This is a genomic window from Nonomuraea sp. NPDC003754, assembly GCF_053605785.1.
Genome location: NZ_JBSGJX010000046.1, coordinates 57003 through 71880 on the forward strand (window position 1 = coordinate 57003; position 14878 = coordinate 71880).

Sequence of the window (14878 nt, forward strand, 5' to 3'; positions counted from 1 at the left end):
GGTCACAGTCGCGGCTCGTCGGTGCCCAGCTCCGCCGTCCTCTTGAGGTCGGTGCCCAGCTCCGCCGTCCTCTTGAGGTCGGCCAGCCAGGCACGGATCGAGGCGTCGAGCGCCGCGCGCATGCCCTCGGGGTCGGCCTCGACGGGGGCGCCCGCCCAGGACTCGCGGGTGCGCACCAGCACCCCGCCGTCCACCGGCTCGAACGTCCAGACGTGGACCCCGTCGATGCCGTGGGCCGGGCCGCCCCAGACGATGCGGCGCCGCGGGACGAGTTCGGCGACGGTGGAGCTGATGCCCAGGCCGTGGGTCTCCCAGTCGAAGACCGCGCCGACCGCGAGTTCCTGTCGCAGGGCCGCGGTGTCGATGCCGGTGTTCCAGGTGGGCCAGGCGTCGATGTCGGTGTGCAGCCGCCAGACGTGGTCGAGCGGGGCGCGCACGAGGGTCTGGTGCTCGACGATGACGGGGGCCTGGAGGTCGATGTCCATGGGGGATCCTTCGCTGTCGGTGATGGCGGGGTGTCAGTTGTCGGCGATCCAGGAGCCGTGGATGCCCGCCACGACCCGGCGGGGCAGGTGCACGGTCGCCACCGGCGCCCCGCTCAGGTCGGTGGCGTCCAGCACCAGCAGCTGGGAGGCGTCGGCGTGCAGGTCACTGACGACGGCCAGCAGGTAGCCGTCGTCCTCGCGGGTCGCGCCCTGGGCGGGCACGAAGACCGCCTCGCTGGGCAGGCGCCCGTCGCCGACCGGCAGGATCTGGCGGCCACCGGTGGCCCGGTCGTACTTGACCACCCCGTAGCCGCCCACACCGCGCTCGTCAGGGAAGGAGACGGCGTAGTGGTAGCGGTGCTCGCGGCCGAGCAGGTCGTCGTTGATCGTCGGGAACTCCACCACCAGGTCGTCGACGACCTCCTCGGCGACCGTGCCGGCACGCAGGTCCACGGTCCACCGCCGGGTCAGCGACCGCGAGTTCGGCACGACGCCACGTCCGGGCAGGCCCGCCCACCACTTCCATGACTGCTCGAAACCCGCGCGGTCCATCGCCGGGCCCTCGACCACGATCCGCCCCTGGGCGTCCTCGTAGGCGTTGGCGGTGTGCAGCAGGTTGCCCGGCTCGACGTCGAACCACCGCACCTTCGCGGCTCCACCCTTGCCACGCGGCATCACGCCGATGCGCGTGGCCTGGGCGTCGCTCCACGCGTACGGGATGCCGGAGGTCTCGGTGTGGTCGAAGGTCACCGACCCCTCGACGAACACCACGAAGTGCTCGGTGATGGCGAAGTCGTGCTTGAGGGAGGCCGTCGCCCCCGGCACCTCCTCGCTGAGCACGATCTCGCCCGCCGCCGAGGCCACGTGGTAGGTCAGGTACGGCGGGAACGGCGAGGAGCCGAAGAAGTGCAGCTCACCGGTGACCGGGTCGCTCTTGGGATGCGCGGTCATCACCGTGGTCAGCTTGCCGGCGAAGTCGTAGGCGCCGACGGTCTCCAGCTCGGCGGTCAGCTCGAACGGGTAGTTCGCCTCGCACAGCGCCAGCAGCTTGCCCGCGTGCTCGATCACGTGCGTGCCGGCCGTGCTGGCGGTCAGGTCCGGGCCGCTCTCGGTCATGTACGGCGCGCCGTCCAGGGCGGGGGTCCGCACCCAGCGGTTGCGATACCACTCCGCCCTGCCGTCGCGCAGCCGGATGCCGTGGACCATGCCGCTGCCCTTCCACCAGTGGGTCGGGGTCACGCCGGGCTTGGGGTTGTGGCTGTTGCGGACCAGCCGGCCGTTCAGCTCGACCGGCAGGCTGCCCTCGACCACCAGGTCACGGGCGGTGATCTCGTCGACGTGGGGGGCGTAGTGACCGGTCAGGTAGGGCGTGTTCACCAGGTGCGTCCTTTCAGCGGGCGACGGTCGCCGCCAGGAGGTGGGGGCCGCCGCCCGGCGCCGAAGGCACCATGGCGACAGCTCCTTTCGCTAGTTAGAAGCTATAACTAAAGTATGCAAGCATCACCGAAGGGCGTCAACCGGTGCCGAACACGCTTGTGCCCCGGCACAACGGGCTCGCGCGCCTCCCGACCGCTTCATCCGACGTGACCTGCGAAAACCCCCGTCGAACGCCTGCCTTCGTCCCAGCCACCCGCGACTGCGGTCGCTCCCAGCACGGCATGAAGTCGCCATCTCGATGCCTTGATGGCCGTCAGGAGACCGTGATGAGGTCATGTTCCGTCGGGTTGATCGCAGACGTCCCTTCCGATGACGGGGAGACGGAACCATGCACAGGAAACGCGTACGGGTTGCGCCCTCGGCCCCTGTCCCGGGAGCCCGCGATGGCGGTACGTGAGCGGCCGACGCGGCCGCCGGTGCCGCTCGACCAGGTGCCCGAGGTCACGGCGTTCCTCCGGAGGCTCGGTCTGGGAACGCTGCGGCAGGACGCGGTCACCGCGTTCCTCGGCCGCAACGACAGCTGGGCGGGCGTGACCGACGCCGGTGTCCCGGTCTTCGTGAAGAAGACCCTCGGCCAGGCGGACCTGGTCCGCCGGAAGGTGACGCGGTCCAGCGCGATGAGCACGCTGCTCGACGGGCATGCGGCGATCAACGCGCCCAGGCTCCTGGGCGGCGACGCCGCGTCCGGCCTGATGGCCTTCACCCTGCTGGAGGACGCCCGCAGCGGAGCCGACCTCGCCGCCGAGGACGCCTTCACCTGGGAGCTCGCCCGCGCGGCCGGCGTCCAGATCGGAACGCTCCACACCCTCCAGGCCCCGCCGGCGGTGGCCGAGGACACCTCGGAGCCGCCGCTGCCGCCGCTCGGCCGCCTGTCGGCGCTCCCGCTGAGCGTCTACGCGGCCGCGAGCGGGGCGGAGCTGGAGGCGTGGGCGATCCTGCACAACGACCCCGCGGTCGTCGACGCGATCAACGAGCTGTCCCGGTGGGAGAAGCGCGCCCCCCGCGTCCTGATGCACTGCGACATCCGGCTCGACCAGTTCCTCCACCACGACGGCACCCTTCACCTGACCGACTGGGAGGAGACCAGGCTGGCCGACGCCGCGCGCGACGTGGGCGCCTTCGCCGGCGAGTGGCTCTACCGGGGCGTGCTCGGCATGGCCGGCAGTGACGACTTCGTGAGCGACCGCGAGGTCGTCGCCAACGGCGCCCGCCGCTTCGAGGCGCTGCGGCCGTCCGTCGAGTCCTTCTGGTCGGGCTATCTCCAGGCCAGGCCGGAGGCGCCGGCCGACCACGAGCTGGCGGCCAGGGCGGCGGGCTTCGCCGGCTGGCACCTGATCGACCGCGTCATCGCCGCCGGCCACCAGCGCGGACGGCTGTCGCCGCTGGAGCGCGCCGCGGCCGGGGTCGGGCGCGGGCTCCTGCTCGACCCCGCCGGGTTCGTCACCACCCTGGGCCTGGGAGGCGGGCGATGATGCGGGCACTCGACCGGGTGCGCGTCGGCGCGGACCTGACCTCGGCCACCGTGGACGACCGCGAGATCACCGCCGGCAGCCCCAAGGCGCTGCGCACGGCCCTGGCGGACGCGCTGTACGAGGCCTTCCACACCGGAGGCGCGCCCAGGGAGGGCCGGCCGCGCCGGCTGTCCCGCGACCCCGGCTTCGAGCACGCGCTCCGCGCGATGGTCCCGCACAGCGGCACCCGCGTCCTGGCCCCCGTGGAGCCCGGATCAGCCGGGGTGGTCCGGCTGAACGGCGTGCGCGTGCTGGTCCCGGAGGCGCGGTTCGACGCCGAGGCCGACGGCGGGCTGTCGCGCTGGGTCACCCTGCCGGCCGTCATGCCGGCGCTGTCGCCCGGCTTCCTGCTGGTCAACGGATCGCTGGGGCACGGCATGGAGGAGGGCGTGTGCGTGCGGGTGTACGCCGGAGCCGACTCGCCCGACGCGGCACCCGGGCTGTGGGGCGCGATGCTCGCCCGGCTGGAGGAGCTCCGGCTGCCCTACCGGGCCAAGGTGCTCTCCGCCCGGGCCCACTACCCGCGCCGCGACAGCATCGTCGTCTACCTGGGGCGGCGTTCGTGGCATGCCGTACCGGACGTCGCGCGGGCCGCGGCCGCGGCCGGAGGGCTGCGCCGGGACCTGTCCGTCTACGTCGCCGAGCTCGGCCCCGGCGTCGGCTGGGCATGGGAGCCGCGCGATCCCCGGCCGGGGATGCGCGGGCTGAGCTTCGGCGAGCACCGCTCCCACGCCGTCGCCGCCGGGCTGCTGGCCCACGCCGAGCAGGGCGGCGACCGGGAGCACGCGGTGATCGAGGCGCTGCGGGACGCGGGGGTCGTGCCCGGCGCGGTCCACCGCAACCTCGGCTCGCCGGTGCTCCCCTTCGAGACCTCCGGGCCCGAACCCGGGCCCGGAACCCACGAGATCCAGGAAAGGAGGTGAACGACATGTCGATCGAGACCCTCATGAGGGGTGCCGGCGCCTACACCTCGCTGTCCGAGGTCGCGAAGGCCTCGGATGGTGGCGACTACATAGACATCATCATCACCAGTTTGTGCACGCTGACCCTCGACGGTGGTTGCTGACGTGATCGCCGTGGCGGTGTCGTGGGCCCGCGACACCGCCTCGGATCGGGAGTGACATTCACCGAGGAGGTTTCATGGCTCCCGCGCTGCTGTTCCCGTTCCAGCCCGCGCATCCCGACGTGGTCGTGCCCTTCGGGGAGCTGGTGGCCGGCGGCCTGGCGAGCCGGCTCTGGATGGGACAGTCCGTGATGGCCGAGTCCCACCAGACGATCGCCTACCTGGCGGGCCGGGGGATCAAGGTGGCGTCCGGGCTGAGCGTGACGCTGATGCCGTTGCGCCACCCGATGGAGGCGGCGGCGCAGGCGCGCAGCCTCGCGGTGCTCACCGGCCGGCCGGTGGTCGCCGGGTACGGCGCCGCCACCCCCGAGCTGGTCAAGGCGCTGCGCGGCGCGCCGTACGAGAGGCCCGCGACGGCCGCGGCCGGGTACGCCGAGGCGATGCGCGGCGTCCTCGACGGCGGGGTCTCCCGGCACGCCTGCGAGGCGTGCGTGGCCGGCGGGGCGCTTCCCCCGATGAAGCACGCGCCCGTCGAGGTGGGTCTGGGCGTGCTGCGCCCCGGCATGGCGCGCAAGGCCGGCGCCGTCGCGGACGTGGCCATCACCTGGATGACGCCGCCCTGCTACGTGCGGGACACGCTGATCCCCGCCCTGTCGGAGGGCGCGGCGGGGCGCGGCTCGGTGCCCCGCGTCGCGGCCGTCGTGCACGTGGCGCTGGCCGACGCCGGCCGCGACCCGCGCAGGCTCGCGCTGGCGGGCGCGGGGCCCCACCTGCGGGCCCCCCACTACACCGACATGCTGAGGCGGGCCGGGGTGCCCGCCGACCCCGCCGACCCGGACGCCGGCGCCGCGGCCCTGGTGGAGTCTGGGGTCTACGTGTACGGCACGCCGGAGGAGGTCGCCGAGCGCCTGCGGGACTACCGCGAGGCGGGCGTCGACGAGATCGTGCTCAACCCGGCGGGCGTCATGCGGACCGAGGGGTACAAGGCCGCGCTGGCCGACGCCGAGCAGATCCTCGGCGCGATGGTGGACGCCGATGAGTAGCGTGCCGCCCTTCCGCGCCGAACGCCTGCTCGTGCTCGCCACCGGGTCGCTCGGCGCCGCCTTCCTGCCGTACTGGCTGAACTGGCTGAGGCACGGCTACCAGCAGTTGGACGTCCGGGTGGTGCTGACCCGAAGCGCGGAGCGCTTCGTGACCCGGCAGGCGGTCGCCGCCATCACCGGCAAGGAGGTGCCGCTCGACGTCTGGCCGGACACCGCGGAGCCGACCTCGCCGCACGTGGAGTACGCGACCTGGCCGGACACCGTGCTGGTCCACCCGGCGACCTACCACTTCCTGAGCCGGTTCGCCAACGGCCTCGGCGACACGCCCGTGCTGCTGGCGCTCCAGTGCACCTCCGCGCTGATCGGGATCGCGCCGGCCCTTCCGCCCGGCGCCACCGGCTCGTACGCCTACCGGCAGAACCTCGCGGCGCTCGAGGCCCGGCCCAACGTCGTGGTCGCCGACCCCGTTCCCACGCTGAGCACCCACACCAGAAAGCGGGACGGCCTGGGAGCAGCCCCGCTCTCCACCCTGATCGAGCAGGTGGAACGGCGACGCGAGGAGAAGGGTTCATGAGCGAGACGGTCGAGTCCTTCGGCTCGGGCTTCCTTCGCACCACGATCGTCAGGAACGGCGAGGACGGCTACGTGTGGACCCGGCGGCCAGGACCCGATCGGCGTGACGCGATGCGGATGCCCGATCCCGCCGTGCTGGCGGCCGTCCGGGGGGTGCCGCCAGGACGGGTCAGACTCACTCTCCCCGTGCGCGGCGACGGCGCCGGGATGGCCTACCGGACCGATCAGGCCACCACCCTCGCGGGTGTCTTCCGCAAGGGACACCCGGACGTGGCGCGGATCGCCGCCGACACCCTCGCGGAGACCGGCGCGACCCTCGCCCGGCTGCACGCGACACCCCTGCCACCGGCCGACCTGCGGCCCCCTGAGGGCCCGCGGCGTTTGCTGTCCTGGTTGCGGAACGGGGAAGGGCCCCGCGCCGCGCCGAAGCTGCGCCGGCACGCGGCCGAGATCCTCGGCCCGACCCGGACCGCCACGGTCGCGGGGTGGTGCGCGCCGGAACGGCCGCGCGCGCTGCTGCACGGCGCCCCCAGCCTCGGCGTTCTCCTGCCGCTGACGCCGGACCACGACGGCGCCCTGCTGACAGGGGAGAACCTGAGCGCCGGCGCGCCGGAGTCCGACGTCGGCTGGCTCGTCGGGGAACTGGTGGAGTTCCGCGAGCTGACCGACCGGTTCGGCAACGGCGCGCTGGACCACGACGCCCTCATCCGCCGCGTGCTGGACGGGTACGCCGCCCCCCTGGACCTGGCCGCCGTGGGCAGGAGCGCGACGGTGCGCTTCCTGAGCCACGCGCACGACTTCGCCGCCTACCTCCAATGGCACGACATCCTCGTGGACTACCTCAGGATGGTCGCCGACGTGATCGACGCGGCGGAGGCCGGGCGGCTGGTCCCGAGCTGACGGCCGACGTGATCGTCCTGCTGCCCGGGACGCGGCGGAGTGCCGAAGGGACGCGTTTCAGGCGAGCAGAGCGCGCGTGGCGGGGACGACCTCCCGAGCCCACCGCAGGAGCTGGGTGGCGTCGGGGTTCTCCGGCCAGTAGACGAAGGTGTCGAAACCGGTCTCGGTGGCCAGGTCGGCGAGCACCTGTGCCCATTCCTCCGCGGTGGCGCGGATCGGGGTCTCGCCCTCCAGCCGTACGGCGGCGCCCCGGGTCTCGGTGATGTCGCCGACCAGCTGCGCCATCCGCGTGATCGACGCCGGGTCGCGCCCGGCGTCGCGGGCGGCGTTGTCGATGAGGTCCTGGGAGGGGCGCCACTTCTCGTAGGGCAGGTAGTGCGGGATCGGCGCGGCCCAGCCGTCGGCCAGCCGTCCGGTCAGGGCGTGGGCGCGCGGCCCGACGCTGCCTACCCAGATGCCGACCTGGTGCGCGGGGGCGGGGCCCGCGTGCACGCCGTCGACGGTGTAGTACTCGCCCTTCACCCGCACGTTCTCGCCCGGCCGCCACATGGCGCGGATGATCTCGATACTTTCCTCCAGGGCCCGCAACGCCTCGGGAGAGGTACGGGACGGCCCGCCCATGGCGGTGATCGCGGGCCAGAAGGCGCCCGAACCCAGCCCGAGTTCGAACCGGCCGCCGCTCAGCAGGTCGAGGGTCGCGGCGGTCTTGCCGAGCATCGCGGGACCGCGCAGGGGCAGGCTGGCCACGTCGGGGAAGACCCGCAGCCGCTCGGTCTCGGCCAGGACGGTGGCCATCAGCGCGAAGGCGTCGGCGTGCGCGGCGGCGTACGGGTGGTCCTGGACGCCGAGCAGGTCGAGTCCTTCCTGGTCGGCGAGCCGGGCCAGGTCGCGGATGGCGTTGATGCTCGCGGCGTCGGGCGCGAGCTGGATACCGAACCGGGGCGTCACGTCAGCCACCTTTCTGCGGCGCTCCGGGGAGCGACACCGATGATCTCGGGAATTCTAGTTTCCGGTCGGCTACAACAAAGCTCACCTCCGGTCCGAATCCCGGCACCCCGCCTGATGTTTGCCGCATTGCATGACAAATTAGGACAAAACGCCATATGGCGGTGCTGATAATGGGCGCATGCACAACCCCCCGAACGTCGACGGGCGGGACGACACCGGCGCACCGGCCTCCGAGGAGCTGCGCGCGCTCGTCCGCGACTGCCTGGACGACGTGGACGAGCTGGTCAGCCGCTACATCCCGAACGTCGCCACGCTCGACGGCTACGAGGGGACGGTCTCGGCCGAGGAACTGCGGGACACCGCCCGCGCCTGTTTCGAGCTGTTGCTGCGGCTGATCGGCGGCCTTCCGGTGAGCGACGACCTGCGCGAGGTGCCGGCCCGGCTCGGCCGCCACCGCGCCCACCAGGGCGTGCCGCTCGAGCGGCTGTTGCAGGCGGTGCGCATGGACTTCCGGGTGCTGTGGACCGCTTTCCTGGAGCGCATCTCACCAGCGGACCTGCCCGAGCTGACCCGCTCGGCCGTACGGGTCTGGAACGCCGTGGAGTTCCACACCGTGAACGTGCACGCCGCCTACCTCGACGAGGTCGCCGTCCTCGCCCGCCGCCAGGAGCGCGAGCGCACCGCGCTCGTCGGCAGACTGCTGTCGTCCGACGGCCGCGATCCGCAGCTCGTGGCACAGGTGGCGACCCTGCTCCAGGTCCGCGCGACGTCGGGGTTCGCGGTCGCGGTGGCGCCGCAGGAATTCCAGCAGGACCTGCGCGGCGCCGTGGCGTCGCGGCTCACCGCCGGCGTCACCCACCTGCAGGACCACAACGGCTTCCTCGTCCTGATCGCCGAGCTGCCGCGCGCGGCTCGCGCGGTGCCGTCCCGATGGCTGCACGACGTGCCGTGCGCGCTCGCGCCGGTGGCGGCCGGGCTGTCCGGCGTGCCGGACATGGTGCGGGTGGCCGAGGCGATCGCCGCCACGATGGACGGCGGGGCGACCGGCGCCGTCGCGCTGGGCGACGCGTGGATGCCGGTCGCGGCGGCCCGGCTGGGCCCGATCGCCGGGCTGCTGGCCGACTCGGTGCTGTCCGGCCTGGACCCGCTGCCGCCGTACGAGCGTGACCGGCTGCTGGAGACGGTGACCGCGTACTGCCGGTCGGGCTCGATCGCGGCGACCACCCGCGAGCTGTACTGCCATCGCAACACGGTGCTGAACCGGCTGAACCGGTTCGCCGAGCTGACCGGCTACCAGCCGACCAGCCCGGTCGACGCGGCGACCGTGCTGTTCGCCCTGCACTGCGCGCGCCATCGCGCCCCCTGACCCCCGGTTGTGCAGATGCACACCTGCGGCGCCGCATGACGGAGCGTTTCGTCATTGTTCGTGCATGGTTCATCGCGCATTGTGTTGTGCATGCCCTAAGCCGGCCGCTCCGCCGGCCACGATTTCGGGGGACCATCCATGCATCTCACTCCACGCGAGCAGGAAAGGCTGACGCTCTTCGCGGCCGCCGAGCTCGCCCGACGGCGGCTGGCTCGCGGCGCGCTCCTCGGCGCGACCGAGTCCATCGCCCTGGTGTGCGACGAGATCCTGGAAATGGCCTGGGACGGCACGCCGCTGGAGACCATCCTCAAGCGCGTGCCGGGCATCATCCCGCCCGACCGGCTGCTGCCGGGCGTGGCCGAGGCCGTCCCGAGCCTCCAGGTGGAAGCGCTCTTCCCGCACGGCTCCAGTCTGGTGCACGTCGCCGAGCCGTTCGGCCCCGCGGACCCCACGGGGCCCGGCGCGGTGCTGGCCGCCGGGGACCACGTCGAGCTGGCTCCCGGCCGCCCGCGCGCCGCCCTGGAGATCGCCAACACCGGCGACCGGCCGATCTGGGTCTCCTCGCACTTCCCGCTGGAGGAGGCGAACGCCGCGCTCGCGTTCGACCGCGACGCCGCCCGCGGCCACCGGCTGGACATTCCCGCGGGAACCGCCGAGCGCTTCGCGCCCGGCGAGAGCCGTACCGTCACCGTCGTGGCCCGGGGAGGGACCCGATGACCCGGATGTCCCGGCGCGCGTACGCGTCCCTGTACGGCCCGACCACCGGCGACCGGATCCGGCTCGCCGACACCGGCCTGTGGGTGGAGGTCGAGGCCGACGACACCGAGCCGGGCGAGGAGCTCCTGGGCGGCTGCGGCAAGACCGCCAGGGACGGGCTGCTCGTCACCGGCCGCGCGCCCCGCGACAGCGCCCTGGACATGGTCATCCTCGGCGTCGTGGTCATGGACCCGCTGATCGGCGTCCGCAAGACCAACATCGGCATCAAGGACGGCCGGATCGTCGGCATCGGACGCGCGGGAAACCCGGAGGCCACCGACGGTGTGGAGCTGGTCGTCGACTCGCACACCGCGATGATCACCGGCGAGGGGCTCATCGCCACGCCCGGCATGGTCGACTCCCACGTGCACCTGTCCAGCCCCGAGGTCGTGCCCGCCGCGCTGTCGGCCGGCGTCACCTCCCTGGTGGGCATGGGGATCGGCGGCGTGTGGGACGTGGGCGCCAACCCCGCCTACAACCTGCACACCCTCATCGAGGCCTGGCGTGACACGCCGGTCAACGTCGCGTTCCTGGCCCGCGGCTCGTCGTCCTCGCAGGACCTGCTGGAACGGGCGGTGCTCGCCGGAGCCGGCGGATTCAAGATCCACGAGGACTGGGGGGCCACCCCCCGGATCGTCGACACCTGCCTGGGCGTCGCGGAGGCGGCGGACCTGCCCGTCGCGCTGCACACCGACACGCTCAACGAGTCGGGCAACCTCGCCGACACCCTCGACGCCACACGGGGGCGGACCGTCCACGCCTACCACGTCGAGGGCGGCGGCGGGCACCCCGACCTCCTGGAGATCGTCTCCCAGCCGCACGTCCTGACCTCCTCCACCACGCCCACGCTGCCCCTGACCGCCGCGACCGTCGCCGAGCTGCTGCCCATGACGCTCACGGTCCACCGCGGCCACCACGGCGTGGACAGCGATCTGTCCATCGCGGCCGGCCGGGTGCGCGAGCACGCCATCGCCGCCGAGAACGCCCTTCACGACCTCGGCGCGATCAGCATCGTCAACTCCGACTCGATGGGCATGGGCCGGATCGCCGAGACGGCGCGCCGTACCTGGCAGGTGGCCCACGTGCAGGCCACGCTGGCCGGAGAGACCGGCCCCGGCGTCGTCAACAACGCCCGGGTGCTGCGGTACCTGGCCAAGATCACGCTCAATCCGGCCATCGCCCACGGCATGACCCCCGACGTGGGGTCGCTGCGGCCCGGGAGCATCGCCGACATCGTGCTGTGGCGGCCCGTCACGTTCGGCGCCCAGCCGGAGCTGGTGCTCAAGTCGGGCTTCGTGGCCTGGGGGCTGTCCGGCTCCGGCTCGGGCTCCACACGGCTCACCCAGCCCCGCGTGATGAAGCCGTACTTCGGCGGGCTCGGCGCGGCCCCGCGCCGGCTGTCGACCGTCTTCGTCTCCGGGGCCTGCCTCGACGACCGCGCCGCCCGCGCGGCCCTGCCCTCCGGCATCCGCTACACCGCCCTGCGCGACAGCCGGGGACTCACCTGCGACGACATGGTCGCCAACAGCGCCGTGCCCGACGTGCGCGTCCCGACGACACCCGACCCCGTGCTGGTGGACGGCCGCCCGGTGGACATCCACCACGCCGCCGACCTGCCGCTGACCCGCCTGCAGAACCTGGCCTGACATGCTCGATCTCAAGCTGCGCAACGCCCGCATCCGTACCGTCGACGACCTGCGGCCACGCGCCCGCACCCTCGGGGTGTTCGCGGGGCGCGTCGTCGGCCTCGACGACGACGTGGAGGACCTTCCCGCCCGCACCACGCTCGACTGCTCGGGAGCCGTCGTCGTCCCCGGGTTCGGTGACGCCCACAACCACATGGCCTGGTTCGGCCAGTCCCTCGGCGAGCTCGACCTCGCCGGTGCGGCCACGCTCGACCAGGTGTACGACGCCGTCGCCCGCCGCGCGGCGGGACTGCCCGCCGGCGCATGGATCGTCGGCTCCGGCTACGACGACACGGTCATGGGCGCCCACCCCCACCGCCACGGGCTGGACCGGGCGGCCGGTGGGCGGCCGGTATGGCTGAAGCACCGCTCCGGCCACATGTGCGCGGTCAGCAGCGAGGTGCTGCGGATGGCCGGCGTGCTCGACGGCACCGCGCGGGAACCCGACGGCGGCGTGGTGGTCCGCGATCCCGGCGGCGCGCCGACGGGGCTGCTGCAGGAACGCGCCCAGAGCCTGGTGTCCGCCCTCGTCATGCCGTACCCCGTGGCCGAGCTCGCGGAGGCGATCTCCCGGGCGAGCGCCGTCTACGCCGCCGAGGGCCTCACCCACGTCGTGGAGGCGGGGATCGGCCTCGGCCTCATCGGCCGCAGCCCGGTCGAGGCCGTCGCCTACCAGATCGCCCGCGAACGCGGCGGCCTGCGCACGCGGGTGGAGCTCATGGTGGCCGCCGACAACATGCACGCGCTGCGCGCGCACGCCGACGACGCCATCACCACCGGGCTCGACCTCGGTCTGCGCACGGGCTTCGGCGACGACCGGCTGCGGCTCGGCCCGATGAAGATCTGGCTGGACGGCTCGCTCATCGGCAGGACCGCCGCCGTGTCCGAACCCTTCTGCGGCCACGACCACGCCGCAGGCGTCTACCAGGACAGCCCCGACGACATGCGCCGGCTGATCGTCGCGGCGCATCGGGCCGGCTGGCGGGTCGCCGCCCACGCGATCGGCGACAGCGCCGTCGACCTCGCTCTCGACGCGTTCGCCGAGGCCCAGCGCGCGGCGCCGCGCGCCGACGTACGGCACCGCATCGAGCACTCCGGCGTCGTCCGGCCCGACCAGCTCGACCGCTACGCCGAACTCGGCGTGGTCCCCGTCCCGCAGGCCCGCTTCCTGTACGCCGTCGGCGACACCATGGCCCAGGCGCTCGGCCCCGACCGCACCCCGTGGATGTACCGGCACCGCTCCTTCCTCGAGCGGGGCATCCGGGTCCCGGGCAGCTCCGACCGGCCGGTCGCGCCGGGAGCGCCCCTGCTCGGCATGCAGTCCATGGTCGAGCGCCTCAGCAACACCGGCGTCGTGCTCGCCCCCGACGAACGGGTGACCGCGGAGCAGGCGTTGCGCGCCTACACCCTCGACGCCGCGTGGGCCAGCCACGACGAGGCCAGGCGCGGCAGCATCAGCCCAGGCAAGTGCGCGGACTTCGTGCTGCTGTCCGACGACCCCGTCGAGGTGGACAGCGACCGGATCGGCGCCATCGAGGTCATCGCGACCTTCGTGGACGGTGCCTGCGTCCACGGTGCCGACGCCATCGCGGCCGGCACGACAACGACACTCCCGCCCGCAAGGAGTCACCCATGAACACACCCCGCCATGCCGCCGCCGGACCTCCGCCGGGCACCTCTGTCGTCGTGACCGGCAAGGACGCGGCCCGCGTCGCCTTCGCCGCCTTCGTCGGCACGGCCCTGGAGTGGTACGACTACTTCCTCTTCGGCACCGCCGCGGCCATCGTCTTCAACCGGCTGTACTTCACCACGCTCGACCCGACGGCCGCCACCATGGCCGCGTTCGCGACCTTCGGCGTCGGCTTCGTGGCCAGGCCGTTCGGCGCCCTCATCTTCGGCTGGCTGGGCGACCGCATCGGACGGCGCCCCGCCCTGCTGATCACCGTGGTGATGATCGGCGTGGCGACCGGCTGCATCGGCCTGCTGCCCACCTTCGCGGCCGTCGGCGTCTGGGCGCCCGCGCTGCTGGTCCTGCTCCGGCTGCTCCAGGGCATCGCGGTCGGCGGTGAGTGGGGCGGCGCCGTCACCCTGGCCGTGGAGCACGCGCCGCCGGAGAAGCGCGGCCGCTACGCCGCCATGCCGCAGATCGGCTCGCCCGTCGGCACCCTGCTCTCGTCCGGCGCGTTCGCTCTGGCGCTGCTCGTGCCGGAGCAGCAGTTCGACTCCTGGGGCTGGCGCCTGCCGTTCCTCGCGGCCTTCCCGCTGCTGGCGATCGCCTTCTACATCCGCCGCAAGGTCGAGGAGTCGCCGCTGTTCGACCAGCTTCTCAAGCAGGACGAGCGGGCCAAGATCCCGGCGCTGGAGGTCCTCCGCACGGGGTGGCGGCGGCTGCTGGTGGCGATCGCCTCGGCGCTCCTGGGCATCGGCGGCTTCTACATCCTGACCACCTTCGTGATCAGCTACGGCACCAGCCAGCTGGGCATGTCCCCCGGCCTCATGGTCGACGCCACCCTGGCGGCGGCCGTCGTCGAGATCGTGGTCATCCTCGTCATGGGGCGGGTCGCCGAGCGTATCGGCCCCGGCCGGGTGACGCTGTGGGGCGGTCTGCTCGGGGCCGTGTGCGCCTTCCCGCTCTTCTGGCTGATCGACACCAGGAACCCGGTGGTGATCGTGCTGGCGGTGGCGGCCGGCATCGGCGTGGTCTCCATCGCCTACGCGGTCTCCGGCGCGCTGCTCACCGAGCTGTTCCCGGCCCGCCTGCGCTACAGCGGGGTGGCCCTGGCCTACAACCTGGCGGGCGCGCTGACCGGCTTCCTGCCCTTCATCGCGACCGCGCTGCTGAAGACCAGCGGCGGCGCCTCGTGGCCGGTGGCCCTGCTGCTGGCGGGCCTGTCCCTGATCACGGCGCTCGGCGGGTTCCTGGGCGAGCGGCTGCGTGTGAAGGACAACGTGGTCACCGGCTGATCCCGCGTGCCGTATGGGCGGACTTCCCCTGATCGGGAGTCCGCCCGGCCTCGCCTAGATGATTGATTCCAAGGGCTGAGGATTCCGAGTCTGGCTGCGAACATGCAGCGAGGGTGTCCAAGATCCGTGTGTGACGACAGAACTGAA

14 protein-coding genes are annotated in these 14878 nt (G+C 73.2%); 11 read left to right on the forward strand and 3 right to left on the reverse strand.

Going from position 1 to position 14878, the window contains the following annotated elements:
- Nucleotides 1-2: 2 nt before the first annotated feature.
- Together ACWEVS_RS38350 and ACWEVS_RS38355 are read right to left on the reverse strand one after the other, a co-directional pair.
- Nucleotides 3-485, reverse strand: coding sequence for an SRPBCC family protein (locus tag ACWEVS_RS38350; RefSeq protein WP_452555640.1), 483 nt, complete (start codon nt 483-485; stop codon nt 3-5).
- 33 nt (nt 486-518) lie between these two features.
- Entirely contained in the window at nt 519-1862 is a 1344-nt protein-coding gene (locus ACWEVS_RS38355; protein ID WP_452413645.1) for a carotenoid oxygenase family protein, read from the reverse strand.
- 443 nt (nt 1863-2305) lie between these two features.
- Here ACWEVS_RS38355 and lxmK point away from each other — a divergent pair, with 443 nt between their 5' ends.
- The 6 genes from lxmK to ACWEVS_RS38385 all read left to right on the forward strand — a co-directional run bounded on the left by lxmK (nt 2306) and on the right by ACWEVS_RS38385 (nt 7012).
- Nucleotides 2306-3394, forward strand: a complete 1089-nt coding sequence (lxmK, locus tag ACWEVS_RS38360) for a class V lanthionine synthetase subunit LxmK (protein WP_452555642.1) — start codon at nt 2306-2308, stop codon at nt 3392-3394.
- Complete coding sequence (locus tag ACWEVS_RS38365) at nt 3391-4356, forward strand: T3SS effector HopA1 family protein (RefSeq protein WP_452555644.1); 966 nt, start codon at nt 3391-3393, stop codon at nt 4354-4356. Before lxmK ends, ACWEVS_RS38365 begins: the two co-directional genes overlap by 4 nt.
- A gap of 5 nt (nt 4357-4361) precedes the next feature.
- Complete coding sequence (locus ACWEVS_RS38370; protein ID WP_452555646.1) at nt 4362-4499, forward strand: hypothetical protein; 138 nt, start codon at nt 4362-4364, stop codon at nt 4497-4499.
- Nucleotides 4500-4573: 74 nt separating this feature from the next.
- Nucleotides 4574-5539, forward strand: a complete 966-nt coding sequence (locus ACWEVS_RS38375) for an LLM class flavin-dependent oxidoreductase (RefSeq protein WP_449921777.1) — start codon at nt 4574-4576, stop codon at nt 5537-5539.
- Complete coding sequence (locus tag ACWEVS_RS38380) at nt 5532-6113, forward strand: flavoprotein (RefSeq protein ID WP_452555648.1); 582 nt, start codon at nt 5532-5534, stop codon at nt 6111-6113. The genes ACWEVS_RS38375 and ACWEVS_RS38380 overlap by 8 nt, the downstream gene beginning before the upstream one ends.
- Nucleotides 6110-7012: a hypothetical protein gene (locus ACWEVS_RS38385; RefSeq protein WP_449921781.1), complete on the forward strand. Its 903-nt coding sequence runs from the start codon at nt 6110-6112 to the stop codon at nt 7010-7012. Before ACWEVS_RS38380 ends, ACWEVS_RS38385 begins: the two co-directional genes overlap by 4 nt.
- Before the next feature lie 57 nt (nt 7013-7069).
- Here ACWEVS_RS38385 and ACWEVS_RS38390 read toward each other — a convergent pair whose 3' ends face one another.
- On the reverse strand, nt 7070-7960 hold the full coding sequence (locus ACWEVS_RS38390; RefSeq protein WP_452555650.1) for an LLM class flavin-dependent oxidoreductase: 891 nt from the start codon (nt 7958-7960) through the stop codon (nt 7070-7072).
- 178 nt (nt 7961-8138) lie between these two features.
- Here ACWEVS_RS38390 and ACWEVS_RS38395 point away from each other — a divergent pair, with 178 nt between their 5' ends.
- The 5 genes from ACWEVS_RS38395 to ACWEVS_RS38415 all read left to right on the forward strand — a co-directional run bounded on the left by ACWEVS_RS38395 (nt 8139) and on the right by ACWEVS_RS38415 (nt 14731).
- Nucleotides 8139-9326 carry a PucR family transcriptional regulator gene (locus ACWEVS_RS38395; protein ID WP_452555652.1) on the forward strand — a complete coding sequence of 396 codons (1188 nt, stop codon included), beginning with the start codon at nt 8139-8141 and terminating at the stop codon, nt 9324-9326.
- Between the two features lie 138 nt (nt 9327-9464).
- Complete coding sequence (locus ACWEVS_RS38400) at nt 9465-10043, forward strand: urease subunit beta (protein ID WP_449921786.1); 579 nt, start codon at nt 9465-9467, stop codon at nt 10041-10043.
- The gene (locus ACWEVS_RS38405; RefSeq protein WP_452555654.1) at nt 10040-11728 is read left to right on the forward strand and encodes an urease subunit alpha; all 1689 of its coding nucleotides are present in this window, start codon (nt 10040-10042) and stop codon (nt 11726-11728) included. The genes ACWEVS_RS38400 and ACWEVS_RS38405 overlap by 4 nt, the downstream gene beginning before the upstream one ends.
- Nucleotide 11729: 1 nt before the next feature.
- Nucleotides 11730-13403, forward strand: coding sequence for an amidohydrolase (locus tag ACWEVS_RS38410; RefSeq protein WP_452555656.1), 1674 nt, complete (start codon nt 11730-11732; stop codon nt 13401-13403).
- On the forward strand, nt 13400-14731 hold the full coding sequence (locus tag ACWEVS_RS38415) for an MFS transporter (RefSeq protein ID WP_452413631.1): 1332 nt from the start codon (nt 13400-13402) through the stop codon (nt 14729-14731). The genes ACWEVS_RS38410 and ACWEVS_RS38415 overlap by 4 nt, the downstream gene beginning before the upstream one ends.
- Nucleotides 14732-14878 lie beyond the last annotated feature (147 nt).

Coding starts and splice junctions, on each gene's coding strand:
- ACWEVS_RS38350 (WP_452555640.1), bottom strand. CDS start 485: ATGGACATCGACCTCCAGGCCCCCGTCATCGTCGAGCACCAGACCCTC.
- lxmK (WP_452555642.1), top strand. CDS start 2,306: ATGGCGGTACGTGAGCGGCCGACGCGGCCGCCGGTGCCGCTCGACCAG.
- ACWEVS_RS38365 (WP_452555644.1), top strand. CDS start 3,391: ATGATGCGGGCACTCGACCGGGTGCGCGTCGGCGCGGACCTGACCTCG.
- ACWEVS_RS38370 (WP_452555646.1), top strand. CDS start 4,362: ATGTCGATCGAGACCCTCATGAGGGGTGCCGGCGCCTACACCTCGCTG.
- ACWEVS_RS38375 (WP_449921777.1), top strand. CDS start 4,574: ATGGCTCCCGCGCTGCTGTTCCCGTTCCAGCCCGCGCATCCCGACGTG.
- ACWEVS_RS38380 (WP_452555648.1), top strand. CDS start 5,532: ATGAGTAGCGTGCCGCCCTTCCGCGCCGAACGCCTGCTCGTGCTCGCC.
- ACWEVS_RS38385 (WP_449921781.1), top strand. CDS start 6,110: ATGAGCGAGACGGTCGAGTCCTTCGGCTCGGGCTTCCTTCGCACCACG.
- ACWEVS_RS38395 (WP_452555652.1), top strand. CDS start 8,139: ATGCACAACCCCCCGAACGTCGACGGGCGGGACGACACCGGCGCACCG.
- ACWEVS_RS38400 (WP_449921786.1), top strand. CDS start 9,465: ATGCATCTCACTCCACGCGAGCAGGAAAGGCTGACGCTCTTCGCGGCC.
- ACWEVS_RS38405 (WP_452555654.1), top strand. CDS start 10,040: ATGACCCGGATGTCCCGGCGCGCGTACGCGTCCCTGTACGGCCCGACC.
- ACWEVS_RS38410 (WP_452555656.1), top strand. CDS start 11,730: ATGCTCGATCTCAAGCTGCGCAACGCCCGCATCCGTACCGTCGACGAC.
- ACWEVS_RS38415 (WP_452413631.1), top strand. CDS start 13,400: ATGAACACACCCCGCCATGCCGCCGCCGGACCTCCGCCGGGCACCTCT.